Origin of the sequence: Sphingobium sp. (genome assembly GCF_035511395.1) — a bacterium.
In the GTDB taxonomy this organism is placed as follows: domain Bacteria; phylum Pseudomonadota; class Alphaproteobacteria; order Sphingomonadales; family Sphingomonadaceae; genus Sphingobium.
Genome location: NZ_DATKFP010000128.1, coordinates 12,631 through 37,976, shown reverse-complemented (window position 1 = coordinate 37,976; position 25,346 = coordinate 12,631). Strand labels below are relative to the sequence as shown.

Annotated in this window: 24 protein-coding genes; 6 read left to right on the top strand and 18 right to left on the bottom strand. The window is 62.8% G+C overall.

Features of this window, described 5'->3' with window-relative positions:
* The 10 genes from VMR39_RS08735 to VMR39_RS08690 all read right to left on the bottom strand — a co-directional run.
* Positions 1 to 983: recombinase family protein (locus VMR39_RS08735; RefSeq protein ID WP_325415600.1), on the bottom strand; the 983-nt coding region annotated here is incomplete at its 3' end.
* On the bottom strand, positions 980 to 1,405 hold the full coding sequence (locus VMR39_RS08730) for a DUF2924 domain-containing protein (protein ID WP_325415599.1): 426 nt from the start codon (positions 1,403 to 1,405) through the stop codon (positions 980 to 982). The genes VMR39_RS08735 and VMR39_RS08730, both read right to left, overlap by 4 nt.
* 3 nt (positions 1,406 to 1,408) lie before the next feature.
* A complete protein-coding gene (locus VMR39_RS08725) occupies positions 1,409 to 1,921 on the bottom strand; it encodes a DUF3489 domain-containing protein (RefSeq protein ID WP_325415598.1) in 513 nt (170 codons plus the stop codon).
* Positions 1,922 to 2,477: 556 nt separating this feature from the next.
* The gene (locus VMR39_RS08720; protein WP_325415597.1) at positions 2,478 to 3,494 is read right to left on the bottom strand and encodes an NADP-dependent oxidoreductase; all 1,017 of its coding nucleotides are present in this window, start codon (positions 3,492 to 3,494) and stop codon (positions 2,478 to 2,480) included.
* The gene (locus tag VMR39_RS08715; protein ID WP_325415596.1) at positions 3,491 to 5,554 is read right to left on the bottom strand and encodes a 3-hydroxyacyl-CoA dehydrogenase NAD-binding domain-containing protein; all 2,064 of its coding nucleotides are present in this window, start codon (positions 5,552 to 5,554) and stop codon (positions 3,491 to 3,493) included. Before VMR39_RS08715 ends, VMR39_RS08720 begins: the two co-directional genes overlap by 4 nt.
* 1 nt (position 5,555) lies before the next feature.
* Positions 5,556 to 7,136 (bottom strand): class I adenylate-forming enzyme family protein, encoded by a 1,581-nt coding sequence (locus VMR39_RS08710; RefSeq protein ID WP_325415595.1) that lies wholly within the window; start codon positions 7,134 to 7,136, stop codon positions 5,556 to 5,558.
* The gene (locus VMR39_RS08705; protein ID WP_325415594.1) at positions 7,075 to 7,869 is read right to left on the bottom strand and encodes an SDR family NAD(P)-dependent oxidoreductase; all 795 of its coding nucleotides are present in this window, start codon (positions 7,867 to 7,869) and stop codon (positions 7,075 to 7,077) included. Before VMR39_RS08705 ends, VMR39_RS08710 begins: the two co-directional genes overlap by 62 nt.
* Complete coding sequence (locus VMR39_RS08700) at positions 7,862 to 8,215, bottom strand: EthD family reductase (RefSeq protein WP_325415593.1); 354 nt, start codon at positions 8,213 to 8,215, stop codon at positions 7,862 to 7,864. The genes VMR39_RS08705 and VMR39_RS08700 overlap by 8 nt, the downstream gene beginning before the upstream one ends.
* A gap of 3 nt (positions 8,216 to 8,218) precedes the next feature.
* Positions 8,219 to 9,019 (bottom strand): enoyl-CoA hydratase/isomerase family protein, encoded by an 801-nt coding sequence (locus tag VMR39_RS08695; protein ID WP_325415592.1) that lies wholly within the window; start codon positions 9,017 to 9,019, stop codon positions 8,219 to 8,221.
* A gap of 38 nt (positions 9,020 to 9,057) precedes the next feature.
* Entirely contained in the window at positions 9,058 to 9,765 is a 708-nt protein-coding gene (locus tag VMR39_RS08690) for a carboxymuconolactone decarboxylase family protein (protein WP_325415591.1), read from the bottom strand.
* Between the two features lie 182 nt (positions 9,766 to 9,947).
* On the opposite strand from VMR39_RS08690, the gene VMR39_RS08685 reads away from it, so the two are divergent.
* The 6 genes from VMR39_RS08685 (at position 9,948) to VMR39_RS08660 (ending at position 18,047) form a co-directional block, all read left to right on the top strand.
* On the top strand, positions 9,948 to 11,186 hold the full coding sequence (locus tag VMR39_RS08685) for an acyl-CoA dehydrogenase family protein (RefSeq protein WP_325415590.1): 1,239 nt from the start codon (positions 9,948 to 9,950) through the stop codon (positions 11,184 to 11,186).
* Positions 11,183 to 12,265, top strand: a complete 1,083-nt coding sequence (locus VMR39_RS08680; protein ID WP_325415589.1) for a phosphotransferase family protein — start codon at positions 11,183 to 11,185, stop codon at positions 12,263 to 12,265. Before VMR39_RS08685 ends, VMR39_RS08680 begins: the two co-directional genes overlap by 4 nt.
* 63 nt (positions 12,266 to 12,328) lie before the next feature.
* Positions 12,329 to 15,190, top strand: a complete 2,862-nt coding sequence (locus VMR39_RS08675) for a TonB-dependent receptor plug domain-containing protein (protein ID WP_414712476.1) — start codon at positions 12,329 to 12,331, stop codon at positions 15,188 to 15,190.
* 86 nt (positions 15,191 to 15,276) lie between these two features.
* Entirely contained in the window at positions 15,277 to 16,575 is a 1,299-nt protein-coding gene (locus tag VMR39_RS08670; protein ID WP_325415587.1) for an MFS transporter, read from the top strand.
* Positions 16,576 to 16,610: 35 nt separating this feature from the next.
* A complete protein-coding gene (locus VMR39_RS08665) occupies positions 16,611 to 17,429 on the top strand; it encodes a DUF1254 domain-containing protein (RefSeq protein WP_325415586.1) in 819 nt (272 codons plus the stop codon).
* Positions 17,430 to 17,591: 162 nt separating this feature from the next.
* Positions 17,592 to 18,047 (top strand): DUF1214 domain-containing protein, encoded by a 456-nt coding sequence (locus VMR39_RS08660; protein WP_325415585.1) that lies wholly within the window; start codon positions 17,592 to 17,594, stop codon positions 18,045 to 18,047.
* Positions 18,048 to 18,049: 2 nt separating this feature from the next.
* Here the strand turns inward: VMR39_RS08660 and VMR39_RS08655 are convergent, their stop codons facing one another.
* The 8 genes from VMR39_RS08655 to VMR39_RS08620 all read right to left on the bottom strand — a co-directional run bounded on the left by VMR39_RS08655 (position 18,050) and on the right by VMR39_RS08620 (position 25,237).
* Positions 18,050 to 18,796: an SDR family oxidoreductase gene (locus tag VMR39_RS08655; RefSeq protein WP_325415584.1), complete on the bottom strand. Its 747-nt coding sequence runs from the start codon at positions 18,794 to 18,796 to the stop codon at positions 18,050 to 18,052.
* 11 nt (positions 18,797 to 18,807) lie between these two features.
* Complete coding sequence (locus VMR39_RS08650) at positions 18,808 to 19,806, bottom strand: acyl-CoA dehydrogenase family protein (protein ID WP_325415583.1); 999 nt, start codon at positions 19,804 to 19,806, stop codon at positions 18,808 to 18,810.
* 3 nt (positions 19,807 to 19,809) lie between these two features.
* Complete coding sequence (locus tag VMR39_RS08645) at positions 19,810 to 20,985, bottom strand: acetyl-CoA C-acetyltransferase (protein WP_325415582.1); 1,176 nt, start codon at positions 20,983 to 20,985, stop codon at positions 19,810 to 19,812.
* An 18-nt stretch (positions 20,986 to 21,003) separates the two neighbouring features.
* A complete protein-coding gene (locus tag VMR39_RS08640; RefSeq protein WP_325415581.1) occupies positions 21,004 to 22,182 on the bottom strand; it encodes an acyl-CoA dehydrogenase family protein in 1,179 nt (392 codons plus the stop codon).
* Positions 22,183 to 22,186: 4 nt separating this feature from the next.
* Positions 22,187 to 23,335, bottom strand: coding sequence for a thiolase family protein (locus VMR39_RS08635; protein WP_325415580.1), 1,149 nt, complete (start codon positions 23,333 to 23,335; stop codon positions 22,187 to 22,189).
* Positions 23,332 to 23,754: an OB-fold domain-containing protein gene (locus VMR39_RS08630; protein ID WP_325415579.1), complete on the bottom strand. Its 423-nt coding sequence runs from the start codon at positions 23,752 to 23,754 to the stop codon at positions 23,332 to 23,334. The genes VMR39_RS08635 and VMR39_RS08630 overlap by 4 nt, the downstream gene beginning before the upstream one ends.
* A gap of 74 nt (positions 23,755 to 23,828) precedes the next feature.
* A complete protein-coding gene (locus VMR39_RS08625) occupies positions 23,829 to 24,617 on the bottom strand; it encodes a helix-turn-helix transcriptional regulator (RefSeq protein ID WP_325415578.1) in 789 nt (262 codons plus the stop codon).
* Positions 24,618 to 24,619: 2 nt separating this feature from the next.
* Positions 24,620 to 25,237, bottom strand: coding sequence for a TetR/AcrR family transcriptional regulator (locus tag VMR39_RS08620; protein WP_325415577.1), 618 nt, complete (start codon positions 25,235 to 25,237; stop codon positions 24,620 to 24,622).
* Positions 25,238 to 25,346: the final 109 nt, after the last annotated feature.

Sequence of the window (25,346 nt, the reverse complement as noted above, 5' to 3'; positions counted from 1 at the left end):
GCGTTACTGACATAATAGCGATAGCGCCGCTGCCCCCCGCCCCTGCCCGGCTTGACCGCATGGGCGGCAATCAGCTTCTCGCCGGCCTCATCGACGATCCTGCCCGTCAGCAGGCTGACGGTTGCTCCCTCTGCGCGCCTGCGTCGACCCTGCACATTGTCAGCCAGCCTGGCCTGCGCTGCATCCCATAGCGCGCGATCGACGATCCCGGCATGGAGGCCAGGATAGACCTGGTCCTTATGCTGAACCTCGCCCAGATAGGTCCGGCATTTGAGCATGAGGTAACGCTGTCCCCGGCTGAACGCGCCGCCGCCGATCGTCCTGCCGGTCGTCGTTGTGCGTTGGGGGGAGAGGATACCCTCTGCTTCAATCCGGGTTGCCAGCATGCGGACATTGCCGATAGCGAGATAGCGTTCGAAGATCAGGCGTATGATTGCAGCATGATCCTCCACAATAGCGAGGCTGCGGCCATCGGGCCTGTAGCCCAGTGGCGGTATCCCGCCCATCCACATGCCTCTGGCCTTGGACGCAGCGATCTTGTCGCGAATGCGCTCGGCGGTCACCTCGCGCTCGAACTGGGCGAACGAGAGCAGCATGTTTAGCGTCAGTCGCCCCATGCTGGTGGTGGTGTTGAACGACTGGGTGATGGAGACAAAGCTCGTGCCGCTTTTATCCAGCGCTTCAACCAGTCTGGCGAAGTCCAGTAACGAGCGGGTCAGCCGATCGACCTTGTAGACGACGATGATGTCGATCCGGCCTTCCGCCACATCGGCTAACAGGCGCTGGAGCGCAGGTCGCTCCAGCGTGCCGCCGGACAGCCCGCCATCGTCATAGCGCGCAGCGACCTGCGTCCAGCCCTCGCTGGCCTGTGAGAGGATATAGGCGGAACATGCCTCATGCTGGGCATCGAGCGAGTTGAAGTCCTGTGACAGCCCCTCCTCGCTCGACTTGCGGGTGTAGATGGCGCAGCGGACCGTCTTCATGCCGCTGCCTTCGACTTCATGCCAAAGAAGGCCGGGCCTGACCAGCGCGTGCCGGTGATGGCGCGGGCGACTTCCGAGAGGGAGCCCCACTCTTTCTCATTCCAGCGGATGATCCTGTCTTCCCCCACCGTCACCACATGGGCCTTGCCCCGCCACTCGCGCACCAGACGCAGGCCCGGCGTCATTGGCGCAGTAGCGGTCTTTGCCGCCATGGCCTGTGCCAGTGCCTGGCTTACACTTCGCTCGTGGCCGCCCAGCGCTCTGGCCTGGATTTCCCATGCCAGGGCAAGGCGCAGCATTGCCGGGCTGATCCTGGGCGCAGGCCCCAGCTTCATGGCGCTCCAGCGTTCGCGCAGGGCAGCGGAGGACAGGCTCTCCAGTTCGGCCAACGCTTCCTCGATCCGTTCGTCCATCGGACTCATCGACTATGCCCCCGCAATCAGGCGATAGACTTTGAGATCGCCGCGCACGCCACGCTCGATCGCATGACCCTTCCTGCGCAGGCCGGTCAGCGCCGCGCGCATGCTGTGCGGCAACCAGCCGGTGGCGTCGATCAGTTCGGCGGATGACGCGCCCTCCTCGCGGCGCAGCAGCGCCAGCACCGCCTCGGTCTTCAAGCCCACCCGTGGCGGTACAGAGGGTGGTGTACCAACGATGGTCTCGTCGGCAATCTCGACACCGTCGATCAGGGCGCGGGCCTTTGCGGTGATGACGAGGCCGATACGGGTGTCGCCTTCTGTTTTCCACGTATGGCTCAGGTCGCTGACCTGCGCCTTTTCGATCAGCCTGCGCTTGAGCAGCGCGGCGATGGCGGCGGATACATCGTCCGCCCTTCCCGCGATGCTGGACTTAAGCGGATGGAGATGGCCCTCCTCCCGCGCTGACGCGGTCGAGAGCAGGATGAGGTCGAGGTCGTTGAGGTGCGTTTTGCGCGGCATGTCTGTCTCCAGGTATCAGGAGCAGCCTCATGCTGGTCCCACCACCCAGAGCCCCGGCCGTCATCATGGTGGGGCGGCGTGCTCGGCCTTTAGCAGCGAAGCAGCGTCGTTGCTGTCGCTCTGGTCACGGAAGAAGTCGAGTAAATACTCGACCAAGCGCAGTCTTGCTACCCGTCGCCATTCACCGGGATCGCCTGCAAAATAAAATCCGAATTGGCTTTCGCGGTCAGCCCGAGATTGCCGAAATCTCTGCAGACCGGAAGGAATCCGTCCGTAGTTTGGAACCGTCACAGCTGTTTCATAAAGCGGCCTCCTTTTTCAGCGGTGCATCGGCGCACCGCAACCTTCTTTGAAGGAAAGATGGACTATCAGGCGATATCAGATGATTGGCAGTATGAGCCGGGCGGAGTCATATTGAGACATGATTTTCATTGGTGGCCATACTCAGCAGGTACTTCACAAGCTGGACAAATTGCTTACCGAAGCCGGTAGCTACAAGATCCAGCTTATGTCGCGCAATTGCTTTGACAGTAAAAACTGGCCTGTTGCAGGTAGTTCAAATCCGCACAATCAGTGTCCCGGAATTGCGCCCTTTGAAAATGTCGACGAAGGCATTGGGTATGCACCTGAAGCCGTCTCGCACATCATACCGATTGCGCAGCCGCCCCTCAGCTTCCCACCGTCGTATCGATGTGATCGCGGACGCATAATCGTCGGCATAGTCACCTACGACAAAGCCCTGCATTCGGATCCGGCCATAGACCAGCTTCATCATATCCTGCGGGCCTGCAGCCGGTTCATTTGAGTCATACGCGGCCAGCTGACCGCACAACACGATACGGCCATGCGGCGCCATCCGGTCGACAGCGGCCTGTAATATGTCCCCGCCCACATTATCGAAAAAGATGTTTATCCCGTCGGGGCTAGCGGCCTTTAAAGCGGCTGGAAGGTCTGACGAGCGGTAATCGATGGCGACGTCCGCCCCGCCCTCTTCTTCCAGCCAACGGCATTTATCCTGACCACCTGCCACCGCGATGACCCGGCAGCCCGCTATACGGGCCATCTGACACACCATCCCCCCGACCGATCCTGCCGCGCCCGAGACAAGTAGGGTCATCCCGGACTTTGGCTCCCCTACCGTGAAGAGGCCGAAATAGGCGGTGAGGCTGTTGGGTGAGTAAAGCGTCATCGCATCAACCGGATCGACGCTCGCCTCTATCGCCATGACGGGTACGGCCGCCGCGTCGGGACGCAATACCGCATAGTCCTGCCATGGCGCGACGGCCGTCAACCACTGACCCACAGAGAATTGCCCGTGTCGGGATTCCAGCACCTCAACCGCCGCCATGCCCCGGATCGGTTCGCCAATGCCGATCGCGCCGCGATAGCTGCGTTCGGGCGGATTCAGCCAGTTGCGGATCGTCGGCGCACAGGAGATGATCCGCGTGCGGACGAGTATCTCCCCTTCGGCGAGCAATGGGGCAGCGAATGCCTCCTCTTGATAGGCGAAGTCGCTGGTCCGCACCGCGCCTTCGGGCCTGCGCGCCAGCACCCAGGCGCGGTTGAGGGTCACGGTCTGTCGCCGAATCCGCGCCCTGCCTCAGCCAGCCGCACGAGCAGTGGCGCGGGGCGGAAAGTTTCGCCATGATCCGCCTCAAGCCGGCGCATGTCCGCGACGACCTTGTCCAGCCCGACCTGATCGGCCCAGAAGAGCGGCCCGCCGCGATAGACCGGCCAGTTATAGCCGAGCACGGCCGCTATATCGATGTCGGAGGCACGCAGCGCGATGCCTTCGTCGAGGATCTTCGCGCCTTCGTTGACGACCGGATAGAGTAGCCGTGCGAGCAAGGCGTCGTCCCCCGGCGTGGGGTCATGCGCTACGCCCTGGGCCGCAGCGACCTCCTTGATCAGGCTCTCCGTCACCTGCGAGGGCTGCGAACGCCGCTTGTCATCATAATCATAATAGCCCGCGCCGCGCTTCTGACCCAGTCGACCGGCAGTAACCAGATCGCCCATCACAGTGCGTTCCGTTGCGTTCCGGCCGATGACGTCCAGCCCGACCAGATCCATCATCTGGAAATGGCCCATGGCAAAGCCATAATCCACGAGCACGCGATCAATCTCCGCGATCGTCGTACCTTCCAGCATCATCGCTTCAGCCTGCCCACCGCGCGGCGCCAGCAGCCGGTTGGCGATGAAGCCGTCGCACACCCCGCTCAGCACCGCCACCTTGCCGATTCGCTTGGCGAGCCGCATCGCCGTGGCGATGACCTGCTTCGATGTTTCCGCGCCGCGCACCACTTCCAGCAAGCGCATGACGTTGGCGGGCGAGAAGAAGTGGAGGCCCACGACCCATTCGGGCCGGCTGGTCGCCGCCGCGATGCGATTGAGGTCGAGGAAGGACGTGTTCGACGCCAGAATCGCTCCCGCTTTCGCAATCCGGTCCAGCTTGGCGAATATGTCCGTCTTGACGTCCATGCTCTCATAGACGGCTTCGATGATGAGATCTGCGTCGGCAAGCGCGGCGAAATCGAGGCTGGGCGCGATCAGGCCCATGCGCTGCTCCACCTGCGCCGTTGTCATCCGCCCCTTGGCCGCGGTCGCCTCATAGTTGCGGCGGATCGTGGCGATGCCGCGATCCAGCGCTTCCTGGCCGGTTTCCACCAGAGTGACCGGGATGCTGGCGTTCAGGAAGTTCATCGTGATGCCGCCGCCCATCGTGCCGGCGCCGATGACGCCCACCGACGCAATGTCGATCGCGGATGTTTCGGGGCCGATGTCGGGAACGCGGGCCGCCTCTCGCTCGGCGAAGAAGACGTGGCGCTGCGCGGCCGACTCCGGGCTGGCGACCAGCCGTTCGAACAAGGCGGTTTCCTTCGCCAGCCCCTCTTCGAAGGGAAGCGTCAGCGCCGCCTCGACAGCTTCGATAATGGCGGCGGGGGCTACGAATCCCTTGAACCGACGCGCATTTGCGGCGGCGAAGGTCGTGAACAGCTCGGGGCGATCGTCCCGAAGCGCGTCGGCCCGATCGCGTATCCGCGGCTTGGCGCTGCCATCCGCCGCGATGCGGCGCGCGAAGGACAGCGCCTCGTCGCGCAAGGCCGCATCGTCAAGCACGGCATCGACCAGCCCGAGCGAAAGGGCTTCCGCAGCCTTGATCTGCCGCCCGGACGTGATGATGTCGAGCGCGGCCTCCGCGCCGACGATCCGGGGCACGCGCTGGGTGCCGCCCGCGCCGGGCAGCAGGCCCAGATTGACCTCCGGCAGGCCCACCTTCGCGCTGCGTGCCGCGACCCGATAATGGCAGGCGAGCGCCAGTTCGAACCCGCCGCCCAGCGCCGTGCCATGGATGGCGGAAATGACGGGCTTGGGCGCGTCGTCCAGCAAGGCACAAAGGTCGGGCAAGGACGGCGACTGCCAGGGCTGGCCGAATTCCGTGATGTCCGCGCCGGCGATGAAGGTCCGTCCGGCGCACAGCAAGACGATGGCATGCACCTCGCCATCGCCGAACGCCTTTTTAAGTTCGGCCTGCAGTCCCTGCCGAAGGGCGGCGGAGAGTGCGTTCACCGGAGGATTGTCGAGCGTGATGAGGGCAACGCCGTCGGCGACGACGCTGGTTGCGATCTGGTTCATGTCATGCGTCCTGTCTGGTAGCGGGAGTCGCGCCCCTGCGGGCGATCTCCTCCACGGCGATGGCGGCCATCGCCTTCTTGTCGAGCTTGCCGGTGGCAGTGACGGCCATCGTTTCGACCAGCACCAGATGTTCGGGCCATTTCTTGCGGGACAGGCCCTGCTGCGAGAGATGGTCAAGCAACGCAGCTAGGCCGACTCTCCCGTCATCCACGCGCAGCCGGCAGACGGCGCAGGCCTGCTCACCCAGCTTGCGTTCAGGCACCGCGACCACCGCCACTTCCGCGACGGCGGGATGGCGCAGCAAAGCTGCCTCCACCTCCGCCGGGTCGATATTGAAGCCGCCCCGAATGATCTGGTCCTTGATGCGGCCGACCACGCGGACGAAGCCCACCTCGTCGCGGACGATCTCGTCGCCGGTCAGGTAAAAGCCGTCGGGCGTCATGCGCTCCTGCCCCGCGCCCATGCCCTGCGCATAGCCCAGGAAGAGCGAGGGGCCGCGCACGCCGGCCTGTCCCCGACCGCCGCGCGGCAGGGGGCGCAGTTCAGCGTCGAACGCCTCCTCCTGCGTGCCGGGAAAGGGAAGGCCGTCGAACAGCCGGCGGCGCTCGAGCGAATGGGCCGGGTTGGTGGATGCATGGCCCATGCATTCGGACATGCCGAACATGCGCAGCGCCTTGAGGCCGAGCAGCCGATCGGCATCCTCGATCAATTCCGGCGTCATCGCGCTGCCCCCCACCGCCATGGCGCGAAGCGGCAGGCGGCCGGTCCATTGGCCGAGCCGGGCGGCTTCTACCATTGTGAAGAGGTGCGTCGGCACCGCGATCGCCCAGCCGCAGCCATAGCGTTCGGCGCGCCGCAGCGCTTCGGCCGGCACCCATGGGTCAACCAGCACGAGCGGATGGCCGAGGGATAGCGCGAAATGGGCCGTAAAAGTGAAACCGGGCGCACTGTCGAGCGGGACAATACCCAGGATAGCGTCGTCCGGTTGAAGTCCGGCAATAGCGGCGCAGGCGCGGGTCGCGTAGTTCAGCGCTTCCGGACCGTGCATCACGCCCTTAGGCACGCCGGTGCTGCCAGATGTGAAACCGATGAGCGCCGTATCGCAATTACGCGGATCGCGCGATCTTTTGCCGGCGGCTGCGATGATATGGGGCAATGCGCTGCCAGCGCCGCTGACCTTTGCGGCATGGCCAAGCACGGATTCGAGCAAAGCGAGATCGCCAGCGCCAAGCTTTGGCGATACAGGGCAAAAGGTCGCGTGCAGTGACGATACGGCAAGCGCCGTGGCGATTGTCGCAGGGCATTTATACGCGGTGACGAGAACGCGGTCGCCGGGTTCGATCCCTGCCGCCTTCAGCAACGCCGCGATCTCGATCGCCTGTGCTTGCAACGCCGCTCGGCTCCACAGCCGGTCGTCGCAATCTGCCAGAGCCAACGCATCCGGTGCGGCGTCGGCAAGACGCGCAAATTGCGGCCAGAGCCGTTCGTCATTCCATTCAAATGCCGGATGGAGGGCCTCTTCAGGCAAGGGATTGCCCTCCGTCGACAAGGAATGTCTGCCCCGTGATGAAGCTGCCCGCATCCGACGCCAGCAGAGCCAGCGTGCCGGCTACTTCATCAGGCCGCCCGAAGCGACGCATCAATATGCCTGCGCGGGTCTTGTCCTGAATGGCAGGATCGAGCGTTTCTGTCATGCCCGTCTCAATCGAGCCGGGCGCGATGGCGTTGACGCGGATATTATGCCCCGCCCACTGTGCGGCGAGATCGCTGGTCAGGTGAACGATTGCCGCCTTGCTGGTGGTGTAAGGAACGACCTGCCCCGCGTCGGGCTGATAGGACAGGAAGGCGCCGACCGACGCGATGTTGACGATCGCGCCGCCGCCTGCTGAGATCATGTGGCGCGCGGCGTGGCGGCAGGCGAGGAAGGTGCCGGTCACATTGACGTCCATCACCTTTTGCCAGCCCTTGAGCGGAATATCCTGCGGCAGCCCCCACCAGGATGCACCGGCATTGTTGATGAGGATGTCGAGCCCGCCCAGCCGATCGATCGTCGCCGCGATCGCTGCCTCGACAGACGCCTCGTCGGCAATGTTGCAGGAAAGGCCGATGGCCGGAACCCCGAACCGTTCCGCTATGCCGGCCGCCAGATCGGCGCAGTCCGCCTCCGTGCGGGAAGCCAGCGCGACGGCGCAGCCAAGGTCCGCCAGCGTCGCCGCCATGGCTTCGGCGAGCGCGCCGCGCCCGCCGGTGATGAGCGCCCGCTTGCCGTCGAGACGGAATTGGGCAGCGGCGAAACCTGGGGTCAAGTCAGCCATGATCTTCTCCGGCATGCTCGTTTCGGCCAAGCAAATCGACCTCGTCGGTGATGAGGATGATGCGACGACCGCCCATACCCTTCGTCTGGGCAGTCGCGGCCTTCCATTCGGGGGAAACGAAGGCGGCGTCGAGCGCCGCCTGGTCAGCGAAGGTCAGCACGGCGTGCCCGTCCCATCCCGGTGCTTCCGGATTGTCGTAATCCTTCGTAACCGCGCCATGTCGATAGGCTATCAGCCCTGGCAGTACCCTGGCGGCGTCGGCATGAGGGCCGCGCCACCAGATAGTGAACTGCTCGTGCGTCCAGTCTTTCGGTCGGCTGGACAGGACGACCATGCTGACCGGCATCGCTTACTTTCCCGTCCAGACCGGCTGACGCTTTTCGAGGAAAGCGGCGACGCCTTCCTTCGCGTCGGCGGAATGGTGCACGACGTTGCAGGTCATCGTTTCCAACGTGATAAGCGAATTGGTGTCGGCGTCCATGCCGCGGTTGACCGCCATCTTGGTCATCCACATGCAGAAGGGGCTCTTGTCGATCAGCGGCGCGCAGAAATCCTGAATCAGCTGCTCAAGCGCTTCGCCACTGGGGGCCGAGGCATTACACAGGCCCCATTCGACGCACTCGGTGCCTGACAGCAGCTTACCGGTCAGCATCAGTTCCTTCGACTTGCGCATGCCGATGTAGCGCGGCAGACGATAGATCGGGCCGGCGCCGCCGAACAGAGCGCGGCGGATGTGGAAGTCGCCGATCTTGGCGTCGTCGGCGGCAATACCGAAGTCGCAGGAGATGAACAGCTCGAACCCGCCGGCGACCGCATAGCCTTCCACGCAGGCGATGGTCGGCTTCTTCATGTTGTAAATCTTGTCATAGGTGCGTGCGGAGTCGATCGCGAGCTGAAGCGAAGTGCTCGTCTCGTGCAGCACCGGACCCACCAGCTGCCCCAGGTCAGCACCGGCGCAGAAGGTATGGCCTCGACCACGGAACACGACCGCCAGTACCGAATTGTCCGCCGCCGCCTTGTCCACCGCGACTTCAAGGTCGCGTAGTAACTGCGGACTGACGCAGTTTTTTACATGGGGCCGGTTGAGCCAGATCGTGCAGATGCCGTTGTCGGCTACTTCATATTGGATGACGTCTTTTTCCGGTTCCATGTAAGTCTCTCCTTAGCAAATAATGAAATATTGATGTTTTAGCGGGGCATGCCGCCCTCTTCGGGCGGAGCAAGCATGCCACCCACCGCCATCCAGGCGGCAATTCCGGCTGACGGAACGGCGCAGAGCACCGCTTCGGCAATTTCCTCGTCGGTAGCGCCCGCGTTTCGCGCACCGCGCACATGGGTCGCGGCCATGGGGCTATATCCCGCCGCCAGGATGGCGAGCAGCAGCAGTTCACCATATTTGGCCGATAGCGGGTTGGCATCGAGACTGCCCCGCCGCATGAGATAATAGGCATCCGCCGCTTGCGGTGCCAGGCGCATTAGCGCGCCGAGCGGCGCCGGAATGCTTCCCGCCCAATAGGCACGGAAATTAGCCTCCGCTTCTCCCTCTCCGGCCGTCGGCAGGGGTTGCGGGTCCGGCGCCTGGGTCCCGCCGAAACTCTTTTCGATGATATCGGCAAAATCCAGCGCGGCGGCCTCGCCGCGCAAGCTCGACAACACGATGAGACCGGCGGTCGCCTCTTTCGACGTCAGCCCTAGCGATACGCCGCGATCCAGCTCTCGAGTCGCAAGGGTTAGGTGATGGCGATCGACAGCAGCCACCGCCGCGAACAACGCTTTCATCCGCGCAGGAATCGCACCGTCCGACGCAACCACAGACCGGAAGATATCATAGCCCGCCAGCGTATACGGCGCATGGCCCCGCAACAGGGCGATATTCATGAGTGGGCTAATCGTCATCGCTTGCTCTCCTGCCAACTAGATGATCGACCGACTGGTCGGGCGTCAACTGTAAAAATCGATCCTGACCAATTTGACAGCCAACGGATTACGCGGTTATTTAACTCTCGACCGGTCGGTCGGGCGAGTCTTATAGCAGAGATAGGCCGGCGAACACCTGGCGGCATATCGGGAGCGGATGCGTGGATTTCGAACAATCGGAAAAATCCAGGGAATGGATGGAGCGCGTACGCGCTTTCATGGACGATCATATCGTTCCTGCCGTTCCCGTTTATCACAGTCAGTCTGCCGCGATTGATCGCTGGACCGAGATTCCTGCCATTTTCGATGAGCTCAAGGACAAGGCGCGGGCAGCGGGGCTGTGGAACATCTTCATGCCGCCATCAGAGCATGACGATGAATTTTTCACCAGCGTTGGCCTGACCAATGTCGAATATGCGCCGATCGCCGAGTTGATGGGCCGCATCTCCTTCGCTAGTGAAATATTCAATTGCATGGCGCCAGACACCGGCAATTTTGAGGTGCTCCATCGCTACGGGACGGCTGAACAAAAGCAGCGCTTCATGGTGCCGTTGCGTGATGGCAAGACCCGCTCCGCCTTCTTGATGACCGAACCCGCCGTCGCTTCTTCGGACGCCCGCAACATCCAGACCGAGATTCGGCGCGATGGCGACGACTATGTCATCAACGGGCGTAAATGGTGGTCGTCGGGCGCGGGTCATCCACGTTGCGACTTCTTCATCCTCATGGGCAAGACCGACTCGGACGCCGCGCCTTACCATCAACAGTCGATGATATTGGTGCCGCGCGATACGCAGGGCGTGACGCTCGTACGCCACCTTCCCGTCTTTGGTTACGATCATGCGCCACATGGGCATTTCGAGGTCGCGCTGGACAATGTTCGCGTCCCGGCGGAAAATATGCTGCTCGGTGAAGGCCGCGGCTTCGAGATCGCGCAGGGGCGCCTTGGCCCCGGTCGCATCCACCATACGATGCGCAACATCGCAACGATGGAAGTCGCGCTGGAAAAAATGTGTCGCCGCCTTCTTTCGAGGAGGGCTTTCGGCAAAGCCATCGCCGAACACTCAGTTTGGGAAGAACGGATCGCGCGCGCACGTTGCGAAATCGAGATGACTCGCCTGCTGTGCCTGAAGGCCGCGCACATGATGGACACGGTCGGCAACAAGGCCGCCCGCGCGGAGATCGCGATGATCAAGATCGCCGCGCCTAAGATGGCGCAGCAGATCGTCGACGACGCGATCCAGGCGCATGGCGGCGGTGGGGTGAGCGATGATTTCGGCCTGGCCGAGCTTTGGGCGAACACCCGCATCGTGCGGCTGACCGACGGTCCCGACGAAGTCCATGAGCGCCAGCTCGCGCGGATGGAACTCGCCAAATATGCCGAAAGGACCGCAGCGTGAGCGGCGCAAAGCCAGCCGCGATGATCGGCTCGACGGTCGATGTCGCCGCCAACAGCGCGTTCGATGAATCCCGTCTTGCCGCTTATCTGACGGGACGGATCGCCGATTTTTCCGGCCCCATGCGCATAAAGCAGTTCGAGGGCGGACAGTCCAATCCGACCTTCCTTCTTTCGACGCCGGACCAAAGCTATGTCTTGCGGCGCAAGCCGGCTGGCATTTTGCTGAAGTCCGCTCATGCGGTGGACCGCGAATACCGCATCACCATGGCCCTGCACCAAGCCGGGCTGCCGGTAGCCGAACCGCTGCTGCTGTGCGAGGACGAAGATGTCATCGGCAGCATCTTCTACGTGATGCGCTACGTTCCGGGACGCAGCTTCTGGGACCCGCGCATGCCGGGCCTGGACCGTGCGGAACGCGCGGCGATCTTTGACTCTGCCAACGAAACTCTAGCGCGCCTGCATTTAGTCGACTTCGCAGCGCTCGGGCTCGCCGATTATGGCAAGCCTGGCAATTATTTCGCGCGCCAGATTTCCCGTTGGTCGCGGCAATATGATGCCTCGCGCACCTGCGACATCCCAGAAATGGACCGGCTTGTCGACTGGTTGCCGGATGAGATCCCCGATACGGAGGAGCGGACGACGATCATCCACGGCGATTATTCCTTCCACAACCTGCTGGTCCATCCGACCGAACCGCGCGTTTCGGCCGTCATAGACTGGGAATTATCGACCCTGGGCGATCCACTGGGCGACCTTACCTATCATATGATGGAATGGTTCAGGCCGGAGGGCGTGGACGTGCGTGGAACCTTGCGCGGTGCCGATTTTGCCGCGCTGGGCATTCCCACAGCCGACGACTATGCCCGGCGCTATTGCGAGCGGACTGGCCTTCGCTGCGACCCGACGCACCCCTTCTATCGCGCCTTCAACCTGTTCCGTGTCGCCGCGATCCTGCAGGGCATTGCCGGCCGGGCGCGCGATGGCGTGCAGACAGCGAGTAACGCAGACGACATCGTCAAACGAATAGAACCGCTTGCCAAGGCTGCGTGGCTGGCGGCGCAGGAGGCCGGCGCACGCTGACCTTGTTACAGAATGAAACGAGATTTCGGGGCAAAATAAATGACCCCAGGCATAGGGAGAGAGATGATGACAAGGTTCAAGATTGGTCGCGTAGCGCTCCTTTCGGGATGCGCGTTCGTTGGCTTCATCGTGCCGGCCCATGCGCAAACGGCGGCAACGGACGCCGCCGCGCCATCTACACGCGATATCATCGTCACTGGAACGCGCGTCGTGCGCGACGGCTATAATCAGCCGACGCCAGTGACTGTCGCGCCAACCACGGAGCTGGAGAAAGCGACCCCCACCAACCTCGCCGACGCGATTAACAAACTGCCGCAATTCGCCAACTCGGTTAGCCCGCAATCCAATAGCCAATTGCAGGGCAATAGCGGCGAACATGGTAACCTGCTCAACCTGCGCGGTGTCGGTCCGACTCGCGCGCTGATCCTGCTCGACGGTATCCGCGTGCCGCCCACGACGTTCCGTGGCGCAGTGGACGTCAACACGATCCCCCAGCTGCTGATCCAGCGGGTCGATGTCGTAACTGGCGGCGCATCGGCCGTCTACGGCTCCGACGCTGTCAGCGGCGCGGTCAATTTCGTCCTCGACAAGAAATTCGAGGGTATCAAGGGCGTGGCGCAGAGGGGCGTTTCGACCCGCGGTGACCTCGGCAACTACCGCCTCGGCGTTGCCGGCGGATTCAGCTTCGGCGGCGATCGCGGCCACATCCTCGGCTCGATCGAGCGCTTCCACAGCGACGGCATCAAGCGCAGCGCACGCATCTATGGCAGCGACGCCTATGCAGCGGTCGGTTCGGTCCCCGGCTCCGCCGCCGCACCGGGCCGGCAGGCAAACCCGTTCATCTTTCTGCCAAACCTACGCTTCACGACGAACGACTATAATAACGGCATCATCACGTCGAGCACCGTACCCTCGCTCGTCAACAACATCTTCCTGCCTGGCGGCGCGGTGCGCCCGATCCAACGCGGCACGCCGACCGGCACGCCCGGCACCAATGTAGGCGGCGACGGCCTCTATATTCCCGGCTTCAACCAGTTGATCGCGCCGCTGACGACGACGCAAGGTTTCGGCCGCCTCACCTATGACCTGACGGATGGGCTGACCGCGCATGCTCAGGGCAGCTACTCGCGCAGCGTCACCAGCTATGATACGCAGGCCCAGTCCGTGCTAGGTTTCACCTTCTTTAGCGGCAACGCATTCCTCGATCCGGGCGTCCAGGCTCGAATGGGACCCAATGACAGTTTCACAGTTTTCCGTTTCATCGGAGAGCAGGGACCAATCCCGACGCGGGAAACGACCAATGCCTATCTCATTAATGGTGGCCTGGAATGGAATCTGGGCGGCTGGAATATTACTGCCGACTATACTCACGGAAACTCCGTTACCAAATTCGCCCAGACGCAGGTCGAAATTCCAAAGCTTGCAGCGGCGCTTGACGCGGTTCGTGGGCCGGGCGGCTCGATCGTCTGTCGCGTGACGCTGACCAACCCCGGCCTCTATCCGGGGTGTACGCCGCTCAACGTCTTCGGCGCTGGAATGCCTTCCACCGCCGATCTGCAAACCGTCCTTGGCATATCGCGCTACCGCGCCATGAACACCACCGACGATTTTGTCGTGTCGGCGCGTGGTGACCTTATCGAGCTGCCGGCAGGGCCGGTTACGGTCGCAATCGGCGGACAGTATCGCAGGCAGAAGCTGGATCTGACGTCCAATTCTGATCCCACGATAGCCCTCGATCTCGCCGGTTTGCGGGGTATTCCTGCTAACCGCAGGACTCGTTTCAACAACACCAATGTCGGTGCTGCATTCGGCAAGCTGAACGTGAAGGAAGTGTTCGCCGAAGCACAGGTACCGATATTCAAGGACCAGGCTTTCGCCCGGGAACTGAGCCTCAACGGCGCGTTCCGCCTCACCGATTACAGCACCAGCGGCAGCGTCAAGACTTGGAAGATCGGTGCGGTCTACAAGCCCATCCAGGACATCATGTTCCGTGTCACGCGTTCTCACGACATTCGTGCGCCTTCGCTGTTCGAACTATTTGCGGGTATTCAGACCGCGCCGGTGAACTTCAACGATCCCCACACGGGTGCATCGGGTTCGATCCGTCAGCTCAGCGGTGGCAACCGCGACCTCGATCCCGAAACCGGCGATACTTTCGCCGCGGGCGTGGTCCTCAGCCCCAGCTTTATACCCGGCTTCGATCTGTCGGTCGATTATTACGATCTCAAGATCAAGGGCGCCATCGCTACGCAGGGGTTGAACGACGTGATCAACGAGTGCGAAACGTCCAATGGCGCTTCACCAACCTGCGCTCTCATCGAAAGACCGCTGGCGTTCAGCGACCGGTCAGCCGCTAACTATCCGATTTCGGTGAGCCTGATCACGCAGAATATCAGCTTCCTGCGGACCAGCGGTCTGGACATCACCGCGTCGTACCGGACCAAGCTAGGCGCTGGTGAGTTCGCGCTGCGCGCCTCTGCCAACTATCTCGATCGCTACAAATCGCAGACCAATTCCATAGCACCGGTGATCGATTATGCCGGCCATGGCGTCAATAGTCAGACCGGTTATGCCTATCCCAAGTTCCGGGGTACGCTGAGCGCCAATTATTCCAATGGCGGCCTTACTCTGTTCGTACAGGAATCGATGATCGGCAAGGTAACCATCGGCAACCTGAAGAACGACCCGACGTCCTTTTACGCTGTTCCGGCGATCAAGCCGGTCTTCTACACCGACGCCACGGCATCCTATAAGTTCGACGTTCGCGGCGAACCGGAGCTGTTCGTGACGGCCACAAACCTCCTCGATCGAAAGCCGCCGCTGGTGGCCGCAGCAGCTGCGCCAGGGCTCCTCTATCCCACCTTGTTCACGCTCTACAACGTGGCCGGGCGAACGCTCACGGCGGGGGTCCGTTTCAAGTTCTGACGGGTGTCAGAGAGGGACGTTCGATATCAAGGCGGCGCGCATATGTGCGCCGCCACTCAATCAAAAAGCCGTCAAGAGGTAGTCGCATGAACAGCCCTCCCATCGGACTTACCGTCCCGCCGGCGGTCCCCGCCGCGAAGTTGCGCCGCACGATGCTTGTCATGCTGGGTCTGGTGTCGATGTTCAATTACATCGATCGCACGGTCCTCTCAGTGCTTCAGGAGCCGATCAAGCGCGAACTGGGATTGAGCGACGGCCAGCTTGGGCTGCTGACCGGCCTTGCCTTCGCGTTGTTCTACGCTACCCTGTCCCTGCCGATCGCGCGGCTGGCCGACCGCCTCAATCGCCGCAACATCATTGCCACATCGCTCGCCACCTGGAGCGGCATGACGGCGCTTTCGGGTCTGGCGACCGGCTTTGGCTCCCTCGTCGCCTTCCGCATCGGGGTAGCGCTGGGTGAAGCAGGTTCCGTACCGGCTTCCCATTCCATTATCGCCGACTATTATCCGCCTGAAAAGCGGGTCACCGCGCTTGCCCTGTGGGGCCTCGCGCTCCCGGCGGGGATCATGGTCGGCTATGCATCGGGGGGCTGGATCGCCGCTGCCCTTGGGTGGCGTCTGGCATTCGGGTTCATAGGCATTGCCGGGCTGGTCCTTGCGCCGCTCGTCTTGCTGCTCGTGCGGGAACCAGTCCGGACTGGATCGGCGCTTCCGGCCAGCAGGGAACAGGCGCCGCCCCTTGGCGAAGCCGTGCGCTTCCTTTGGCGCTTGCGGACCTATCGCTATATGCTGATTGGCACGACCCTTCATGCCTTCGCCCAATATGCGATGATGAGTTGGTCCGCGCCTTTTTACATGCGCGTTCATCACATGCCGCTCGGTGAAGTGGCCTCCTGGCTCGCGCTGATGAACGGGCTGGGTGGCGGTATCGGCATCTATCTGGGCGGCCGTCTATCTGACGCGGCGGGATCGCGCAATCCGGCAGGCCGCGTCTGGGTGAGTGCCGCCGCGATGTTGCTGATGGTGCCGGCGGCCATGGTCCAGTTCCTGATCCCTTCACTCACGGCGTCGCTGGCGTTCTGCTTCATCGCGACAATGCTGATGTTTTTCTATTACGGCCCGATCATCGGCGTGCCGCAGTCGGTCGTCCCGCCCCGTATCCGGGCGCTGACCTCCGCCGTGACGCTGCTCGTGTTCAACCTATTCGGGCTTGGCCTGGGACCGGCGGTCACAGGGTTCCTTAGCGATCATCTGGCGGCGGCGGACGGGATGCACGAAGCCTCACTGCGTTACGCGCTGGCCACCGTCGTCCTCTTCTCGCTCGCTGGCGCAGGCAGCATCGCTTTGGCATCTCGCTTTTACGCGAACGACCTCAAGCAACATTGAGCCCTCCCATGTCGCCAATATCGTCTCATAGACTGGTGTTCGCTCTCTTGCTGAGCGTTTTTGCGCCGCAGCCGCTTCGAGCAGAGGCGCTCCAAAGCGCGACAAGTACGCAGCAGATATTCGCCGGCGCGAGCACCGACCCGTATATACTGGCAGTCCGCGCTACTGTCTGGGGCTATCCGCTGGTACGGGCGGCGGAGTTGCGGCTGAAGGCAACCCGGCCGGAACAACCTTTTGCGCCGCGTCCGACGACGGTCGCCACGGCACCGATAAACCGGATGGGCCAAGCACGCGATCTTGCTGGCCCCGACACGCGCATAGGCTTCGCGCCGAACAACGACACGCTCTACAGCCTTGCCTTTTTGGATACGCAGGCGGGGCCGTTTCAGCTCGACACGCCGGACTTCGGGAAACGCTATTATGTCTTCCAGTTCGGCGAAGCCGATAGCGAGACGCGGCAATCCTATGGTCAAAGCAGCCATGGCGAGCGGCTTCCACCGATTTTCATCGTCGGCCCGGACTATCGCGGAAAAATTCCCACCGGGGCCAAAGTCGTCCGCAGTACGCAGCGGTATCTCATGGTGGCCGGGCGCGTCCTCGTTGATGGATCGCTGGATCTGCCGAACGTACACCGGCTTCAGGACGCGATTCTATTGCGTAAATGGCTTGGCAGGGGACGTTTAGTGCAAGCGCCGATAACATCGCAGCGATTCTTAGCAGGGGACCGCGATGACGTACCCGATGGGCTGAAACTTCTCGCTAACCTGGGTACCGTGCTGAAAGACTGGCGGGTGTCGGACGAGGATGCCGACCTGGGCGCATCGCTATGCCGCATCGGCCTCATCGCCGGATAAGGTTTCCGCTACGCGCATCTGCCGTCGGCCGAGCGCGCCGCCATCGAGCGCGGCGTCGCCGACGGCCTGGCCATCATTCAGGAAAAGACCCGCCATCTCGGGACGCTTGCGGGCGGCTGGTCGACCAGCTACGCCGGCTCCCGCTTCGGCCAGGATTTCTTGTTGCGCGCGGCCGTGGCGATGGACCAGATTTATGTGCTGGACAGAAACGAGGCGCTGTATCCCGTTGCCCACCTCGACGCACGGGGGCGACAGCTGGACGGCAGGAACAGCTACAGCCTCTGCTTCACCAAGCAGGATCTTCCGCCGGTGGACGGCTTTTGGTCGATCACGCTCTATTATGAAAAGGGCTTTCTGGCCGCCAATTCGCTCAATCGCTATTCGATCGGGGACCGGACTCCGGGCCTAGCCTATGGACCGGATGGATCGCTTCGCCTTCTCATTCAGAACGGCGATCCCGGCGTGGACAAACGATCGAACTGGCTGCCCGCGCCGCACGAACCGTTCATGCTGATGATGCGCCTTTACCGGCCAGAAGCAAAGGCGACAGAAGCACGCTGGCGTCCGCCGGCTGTCCAGCCAGTCGCAATTTACGCAGGGGACTGCGGGGAACCCTAGCGTCAGGCTACAGTCCGGCCGTTATCGATCACGATCTCCGCCCCGTTCAAGCGAGCGGACTCGTCCGATACCAGGAACAGGACCAGATCGGCGACATGCTCAGGCTGTCCCTCATGCCTCTGGGCCGCCTCTCGCAATTCAGGCGGGGCGAAGCGATACGCATCCCGGACCATCTGCGTGTCATGCGAGCCAGGAAGAACCACATTGGCGCGGACAGGATAGCCCTGCTGCTGGCAATGCACTATCACGCTGCGTGTCATCGAAAGCACGGCGCCCTTTGCCGCGCTGTAGGCAAACACCGTCGGATTGCCCCGGATCGCGGCCGCCGACGCGATATTGACGATTGATCCCGCGCCGCTGGCCGCCAGTGCTGGCAGGCAAATCTTGCATCCCAGAAACGTCCCTTCTGCGGAAACGGACATGACGCGCCGGAATGACTCCAGCGATGACTGCTCGACCGTTTCAAACGCCGCGATACCTGCATTGTTAACCAATGCGTCAAGGCGGCCATGCACCTGCATGATCTTGGCCAACGCACCCTGCCACTGCACTTCGCAAGTCACGTCCAGACGGAGTGCCATCGCACCAGGCAGCGTGTCGGCTAGTCGCCGCGCTTCTTCCTCGTCAACATCGGCGAGGATCACCTGCGCGCCCTCGCGCGCCAGGGCTTGCGCATCGGCCCAGCCCAGCCCATGCGCCGCGCCGGTTACAAGGACCACTTTCCCCTCGACCCTGCCCTTTGAAGCCATCTCCGCGCCAGTCACGCCGCAAAAGCGGCACGGGCCGCAATCCCGCCGCCTTGAAGGCGTGAAAGCAGCAACACGCGGCGCAGCCCACGTCCGACGGCAAGTTCATCGGTCACGCCCATGCCGCCATGCAGCTGCACCGCGTCTTCCGCGAGTTTCAAGGCAGCATCGCCGATATAAGCCTTCGCCGCCGTCACGGCCCGAACCCGCGCGTCTTCCTCGACCAAAGCCGCCTTCAAAAGCAATGAGCGGGACTGCTCCAACTGCGTGTACATCCGGGCGCAGCGATGCTGCACGACTTGAAAGCCGGCGATCGGCTTGCCGAACTGGTGGCGCTGCTTGACATAATCGACAGTCAGGTCGAGCAAGGTCGCCATCGCGCCGACCAGCTCGGCAACGATCGACAGGCCCGCTAGGGCTTGGGCCTCCGCCCAGAGGCCTGCCGGGACCGTGAGCGGTTGGGCCTGCACACCGTCGAACCGTACATTGGCCGCGTTGCTGCCATCGACCAGACGAACTTCCGCTCTGTGGACACGGCTATCCTGCCCGTCGATTAACAACAACGCGCCCGCCTCGGTCTCTACGACGAAGGCGCCGGCATCCATGCCGTCCCGCACGATGGCCGCCGATCCGCTTAGCCTTCCGTCAGTAACCTCTCCGCCGTGTGCGAATGCAAGCAGGGCGTCCCCCTGCATCAGTCCGATGCTCCAGCGCTCGACGGCGGGATCAGCTGCGATCGCCCGGCCGCAGAGCAGAATGGCCTCAGCCAGCGGCGTTATCGCAAGCGCGCGCCCTAGTTCTTCAGCGACGATCATCACTTCCACCGCGCCGCCGCCCATACCGCCTGCCTGCTCCGGCGTCAGCAGGGCGAAAAGACCCAAGCCCCCCAGCGCCCGCCAATCCTCAGGCGCCATCGGCCCTTTCGCCATGGTCGTCGCGTCATAACGGTCCGCCAGGAAGCGGCGGACCATGTCGCGGACCATAGCCTGCTCATCACTGAGCGCGAGGTTCATGGCTCAGAGCACCTCGATGATCGAGGCGTTGGCGATGCCGCCGCCTTCGCACATCGTTTGGAGGCCATAGCGCTGGCCCCTTGCCTTCAGCGCATGGATCAGCGTCGCCATCAGCTTCGTACCTGTCGCGCCGAGCGGGTGACCAAGCGCAATCGCGCCGCCATTGACGTTCAGCTTCGCCGGGTCAGCGTCCAGCGCCCTCATCCAGGCCATCGGAATCGACGCGAAGGCCTCGTTCACCTCGAACAGGTCGATATCCTTCATCGTCATGCCGGCACGATCGAGGACCCGCCGCGTCGCCGGGATCGGCTCTTCCAGCATGATGACCGGGTCGCCCGCCGTCACGGCCAAATTGACGATGCGCGCGATGGGCGTCAGGCCGTGCGCCTTGACGGCCGCTTCGGACGCAACGAGCACGCCGCTCGCGCCGTCGCAAATCTGGCTAGCTGTTGCAGCGGACAGTGTGCCGCCCTCACCCAGCAGCTTGACCGAGCCGATCGATTCCAGTGAGGAATCCGGACGAACTCCTTCATCACGGTCGTGGATGGCCTGTTCCCCTTCCGCCGTAAGGATGGGCACCGGTACGATTTCGCGATCGAACGCGCCCGCGTTCATGGCCGCTGCCGCCTTCTGGTGGCTGGCGAGCGCGAACCGGTCATGGTCATCGCGCGTGAACCCGTATTTATCGGCGATCATTTGTGCGCCCTGGAACTGGCTGAACATCTCCACGCCGTAACGTTTCTGGACCGTTTCGGAGAAGGGGTTGGCTCCGATACCGCCCGCCTTGGCCAGCGTGATAGGCGATCCCATCGGCACGCGTGTCATACTCTCCACACCGCCTGCGATGACGAGGTCCTGAAGGCCCGACATGACGGCCTGGGCCGCGAAATGCACAGCCTGTTGGGATGAACCGCACTGCCGATCGATCGTCACCGCAGGCACACTGTCGGGCAGGCTGGACGCCAACACTATGTTGCGACCAAAGGCGAAGGTCTGTTCGCCCATCTGGCTGACGCAGCCGATGATGACATCGTCGATCGCGGCGGGATCGACCCCCGCGTCGGCAACCAGCGCATCCAGCACGAGGGCGCCGAGATCGGCGGGGTGCCAGCCGGCAAGGCGGCCGTTGCGGCGGCCACCGGCGGTGCGGCGGGCGGAAACGATATAGGCTTCAGGCATGATGCATCCTTCTTTTGTCTAGAGGCCGAGCGCGGCCTTCGCGATGAGGGTGAGCTGGATTTCGCTGGTCCCGCCGAAGATCGACCAGGCGCGCGCGTTGAGGTAGCGGGCGGCCGCGACCTGCGCCTGCGGCGAACCGACCGGGGCAGGCACGGTGTCGCCATAGAAGGGGCGCTCGACCGGCAGTTGCAGGCCGGCAAGGCCGAAGGCGTCGACCGCCAGCGCCTCCACGCCTTGACGGATTTCGGACGCCAGCAGCTTGGTGGTCAGACTGCGCGGATCGGGCGCGGCACCATGCTCGATCTCGATCAACGTCCGAAGCTCGGTCATTTCCAGCGCTTCTGCCTCCAGCTGAAGCCGAATGGCACGGTCCGCCAGTTCGCCTGTCAGAGACCCCGTCGATGTCCGCAACCGGGCAAGATCAGCCAGGATCGCCGGCGCGAAGCTGGACCCGCCCCGCTCGTTTTCCAGCAGAAACTTCGCAATCGACCAACCCTGCCCTTCGTCGCCAACGCGCTCGGACACCGGCACTCGAACCTCGTCGAGGAAGACCTCGTTCAGTTCGTGGTCGCCTGATGCGCTGAGGATCGGCTTCACCGTCACGCCAAGCAACGCCATGTCGATCAGCAGGAAGCTGAGGCCTTGCTGCGGCTTCACATTTGGATCTGTCCGCACCAGAGCGAATAGCCGGTTCGAATACTGGGCCTGCGTAGTCCAAATTTTGTGGCCGGACACGACATAGTGATCCCCGTCGCGCACCGCGCGAGTGCGCAGGCTTGCGAGGTCGGAGCCGGAGCCTGGTTCCGAAAAACCCTGCGCCCACACATGTTCAGCCGTGCGCAGGCGCGGAAGATAATGATCTTTCTGCGCCTGGGTGCCATATGCGTACAGCACCGGCCCAACCAGCTTCAGGCCCATGCCGGGCAAAACCGGCGCCCCTGCCTCCGTACATTCTTTCTCAAAGATCCAGCGTTGGACAGGCGTCCACCCAGGCCCGCCCGCATGGGTAGGCCAGTGATAGACGAGCCACCCTTTCGCTTCCAATATTGCCTGCCATTCGCGTGCGATATCCGGCTCAGCGAAGACACCGGATGTCAGGGCCGCCCCACGCCGCAATGCCGGCGAAAGCGACGCGGAGAGGAAAGCACGCACCTCATCGCGAAACGCCTGCTGCTCTTGGGTCAGCGTCAGGTCCATGGCGTTAGCGCTCCACGATGGCGACGGCGGACACACCGGGCGCACCATATACATGACTATAACCAAGGCGCAGACTGCCCGGCGCCTGTCGTGCCCCCGCCTGCCCGATCAGCTGCATATAATTTTCATAGACCTGGCGAAGGCCTGATGCGCCGATCGGTTCCCCACAGGCAAGGCAACCACCATCGGTGTTCACCGGCAGGGTGCCGTCGATCCGCGTGCGCCCCTCGGCGATCCAGGCGGCCTGCTCGCCATCCGCGCAGAACCCGTTTTCAGCCATGTGCATAATCTCGGCCCCGGCCTCCGTGTCCTGGAGCTGCGCGATATCGATATCCTCCGGCCCCACGCCCGCCATCTCATAGGCTGATCGGGAGGCGACGGTCGTCGGCGAACCGCCACGCTCCAGATCGAGTGCTGGCGAGAAAACCTCGAACGAACCGGGCGGGCGAGTGCGAACCGCAGCGGCGCGTAACCGCACGGATGGCAATCCGAGTTCGCGCGCTTTCCTCCCGCTTGCCAGCAGCAGCGCGACGCCGCCCTCCCCCGGCGAGCAGAACATGAATTTGGTGAGCGGATCGCTGACCATCTGCGAATTGAGAATGGTATCGATGTCTACCGCCTCGCGCCGCCAGGCATGATCGGCAAGAACGCCGTTGGCGAAGGCCTTTTCAGCGACCGCGCCCAGCATGTGCGAAGTGATGCCGTAGAGGCTCATATAGCGCTGAATCTTCATCGCGAAGAACTGGGTGGTCAGCATCAGCCCCGTTTCGCCATACCAGTCCGGCAAACCCCAGTCCGCTGGCAGGGGTGAGAAGGAGCCGCGCGGGTGCTTGTCGAAGCCGACGGCAAGACCTAGCTCAAATTCGCCGGACTTGATCGCGCTATACGCACCGAACATAGCCGAGCCGCCCGTCGCGCATCCATTGGCGACGTTGATGAAGGGAATGCCGGTCAGACCCAGTTCCGACACCATCGTGTCGGCATTCCCTGCGGCATCCGACCCCCCGAACGCGAACTGGATATCAGGCCAGGCGAGCCCCGCGCGGTCGAGTGCCTGGCGGACGGCAAATACGCCCTGCTGAAGGCCCGAAAGCCCGGGCGTGCGACCGAAAGGGTGGATGCCCGCGCCAATGATGAAGACGTCGTCGCTCATATTCCGGAGTCCCTGTCCGGCGCGAGGCCAAAGCTGGTGCGCAGCGATCCGTCCAACATCTCGAACGGCAGCGGCACGATCCGCATGGCCATGCCGATTGCCAGATCATCGAACGCCACATCGACCAGGCGGCCCTCGATGATCAGCGCCCCTTCCAACTCGACATAGCCCACGGCATAGGGTTCGAATGCTTCTGAGCCTGCATAGGGCGGCGACTTGGGGCGGAAGCGCTGGACGGTCCACGACCAAAGCCGACCAGTGCGTGGCAGCACGACGCGGTCATAGCGCGTATCGTCTACCGTCCGCGCCGGGAAACAAAAGCGATTGGTTGCTCGCTCTCTAGAGCCAAGCAGCGCAATGCCATCTCCATCCTGAAATATAAGGTCGTCGGCTATCGGAACGTGCAGCGTGTTGTGCATTGCTTATCTCCTTGCGAAGATATAGCGCCCGACCGTTCGGTCGGCTTCTGACCAATGCGACAGGGGCTAATCGATCATGCCAGAAAGCCAAGCTGTGCCGCCTTGAACATCGTCTGGTCACGGTTGACCGCGTCCAGCTTCACCGATGCCGACCGGATATGAAACCGCACGGTGGTGCGTTGCAGGCCCAGAATGATGCCGATTTCTTCATTCGTCTTGCCTGCCGCCGCCCAGCGCAGACACTCCACTTCGCGCTTGGTCAATGATATACTTCCCAAACCTGGACGCGCCCGCGCCGTCACCTTGACATAGCTTTGCACGAACACCCGCGCCAGCACGGCCAGAGCATCCGCAGCATAGGAATATGCGTTAGACAAGTCATTGGCCTCGGGCTCGGGAGAGAGGAAACTCGCTGCGCCGATTTGTCCGAATGGAAGGTGGATTGGAATCACGATCGCGGCGGCCGTCATGGCCCGTATGCGAAAATCATGCAGGTCGATGACATCAAGCAATGGATTGGGCAGGCGCGTGCGAAACCCATGCGCGTTACACCAGAACGGCTCGGCTTCCACTCGACAGGCGTGCACGATCGGCGACGATAGCGCGAGTTGGGGAACCTCCCACCAGCGCGACTCCTCACCACGAAATCCGAAAACCTCACTGGCGAGCACAATCCCATTCCCGTCGCGCATCGGTTCGCGGGATGCCACATTATGCGTGATCGCCGTGCGTAGCCCGCACAGTTCGGCGACTGCATCACGCAGTCGCTCTGCCGCTGGCCCTATGCCCCCCGGTTCCGAGAAGCGGACCGCTCCGATCATGTCGCAGGACGGCATCGTGCAAGCGTGGCCCGAGGTGGCCATGGTCAACCGCCCTTCAGGCTCAACCCTTCGAAAAAGGGCCGGCAGATTGCATCGGCGACATCCTCTGGCGACCTGCGCTGTGCGAGAGGCGGATACCATTTATAGGCCCAGTTGCACATGCCAAGGAAGCCGAGCGTGGTGATCCCCGGGTCGCACTGTCGGAAATGGCCGTTTGCTATCCCATGTTCGATGATGTCCCGCACCCGCTGAAGATACGCGTTGCGCTGCGCCCGAATATGGTCGCGCATCTTGCCTTCCAGATCTTCATAATGGTCCATGAATGCCCGGACATAGCCCGGATGCTCCGCAATCTGCCGCAAGATGTCGATGCACGCCGCGCGCAGGCGGACCAGCGGATCGTCCGATTCTCCTTCTTCGTCCAGACCCGCCAGCAAAGCGCTCATATGGGCGTCGTGCATCGCAAAAAGAATGGCGGTCTTGCTCGGAAAATAATGGTAGAGCGTCGGCTTTCCCAGGCCTACCTCGTCCGCCAGCATCTGCATCGACGCTTTGTGATATCCGATCCGGTCGAACAACCCCGCGCAATGCCTCAATATGTCGTTGCGCTTTTCGTCATGCGCCTCGGTCGTCTGCCGCTTCTTCGTTGCTTCTCGCGCCACTGCGGCTTGATCCCTATCCTGCGTCCTACCTCTCACAAAGGTAAGTCGACCGTATGGTCGGTTCCCTCTAGAAATAAGACGGGATGACTAGAATGCAAGCGTGAGGGAG

What these genes read in the sequence shown, in the direction of transcription:
- VMR39_RS08730 (WP_325415599.1), bottom strand. Translation starts at nt 1,405, where the DNA reads ATGAGTCCGATGGACGAACGGATCGAGGAAGCGTTGGCCGAACTGGAG.
- VMR39_RS08725 (WP_325415598.1), bottom strand. Translation starts at nt 1,921, where the DNA reads ATGCCGCGCAAAACGCACCTCAACGACCTCGACCTCATCCTGCTCTCG.
- VMR39_RS08715 (WP_325415596.1), bottom strand. Translation starts at nt 5,554, where the DNA reads ATGAACCAGATCGCAACCAGCGTCGTCGCCGACGGCGTTGCCCTCATC.
- VMR39_RS08710 (WP_325415595.1), bottom strand. Translation starts at nt 7,136, where the DNA reads ATGCGGGCAGCTTCATCACGGGGCAGACATTCCTTGTCGACGGAGGGC.
- VMR39_RS08705 (WP_325415594.1), bottom strand. Translation starts at nt 7,869, where the DNA reads ATGGCTGACTTGACCCCAGGTTTCGCCGCTGCCCAATTCCGTCTCGAC.
- VMR39_RS08700 (WP_325415593.1), bottom strand. Translation starts at nt 8,215, where the DNA reads ATGCCGGTCAGCATGGTCGTCCTGTCCAGCCGACCGAAAGACTGGACG.
- VMR39_RS08695 (WP_325415592.1), bottom strand. Translation starts at nt 9,019, where the DNA reads ATGGAACCGGAAAAAGACGTCATCCAATATGAAGTAGCCGACAACGGC.
- VMR39_RS08690 (WP_325415591.1), bottom strand. Translation starts at nt 9,765, where the DNA reads ATGACGATTAGCCCACTCATGAATATCGCCCTGTTGCGGGGCCATGCG.
- VMR39_RS08675 (WP_414712476.1), top strand. Translation starts at nt 12,329, where the DNA reads ATGATGACAAGGTTCAAGATTGGTCGCGTAGCGCTCCTTTCGGGATGC.
- VMR39_RS08670 (WP_325415587.1), top strand. Translation starts at nt 15,277, where the DNA reads ATGAACAGCCCTCCCATCGGACTTACCGTCCCGCCGGCGGTCCCCGCC.
- VMR39_RS08655 (WP_325415584.1), bottom strand. Translation starts at nt 18,796, where the DNA reads ATGGCTTCAAAGGGCAGGGTCGAGGGGAAAGTGGTCCTTGTAACCGGC.
- VMR39_RS08650 (WP_325415583.1), bottom strand. Translation starts at nt 19,806, where the DNA reads ATGAACCTCGCGCTCAGTGATGAGCAGGCTATGGTCCGCGACATGGTC.
- VMR39_RS08645 (WP_325415582.1), bottom strand. Translation starts at nt 20,985, where the DNA reads ATGCCTGAAGCCTATATCGTTTCCGCCCGCCGCACCGCCGGTGGCCGC.
- VMR39_RS08640 (WP_325415581.1), bottom strand. Translation starts at nt 22,182, where the DNA reads ATGGACCTGACGCTGACCCAAGAGCAGCAGGCGTTTCGCGATGAGGTG.
- VMR39_RS08635 (WP_325415580.1), bottom strand. Translation starts at nt 23,335, where the DNA reads ATGAGCGACGACGTCTTCATCATTGGCGCGGGCATCCACCCTTTCGGT.
- VMR39_RS08630 (WP_325415579.1), bottom strand. Translation starts at nt 23,754, where the DNA reads ATGCACAACACGCTGCACGTTCCGATAGCCGACGACCTTATATTTCAG.
- VMR39_RS08625 (WP_325415578.1), bottom strand. Translation starts at nt 24,617, where the DNA reads ATGGCCACCTCGGGCCACGCTTGCACGATGCCGTCCTGCGACATGATC.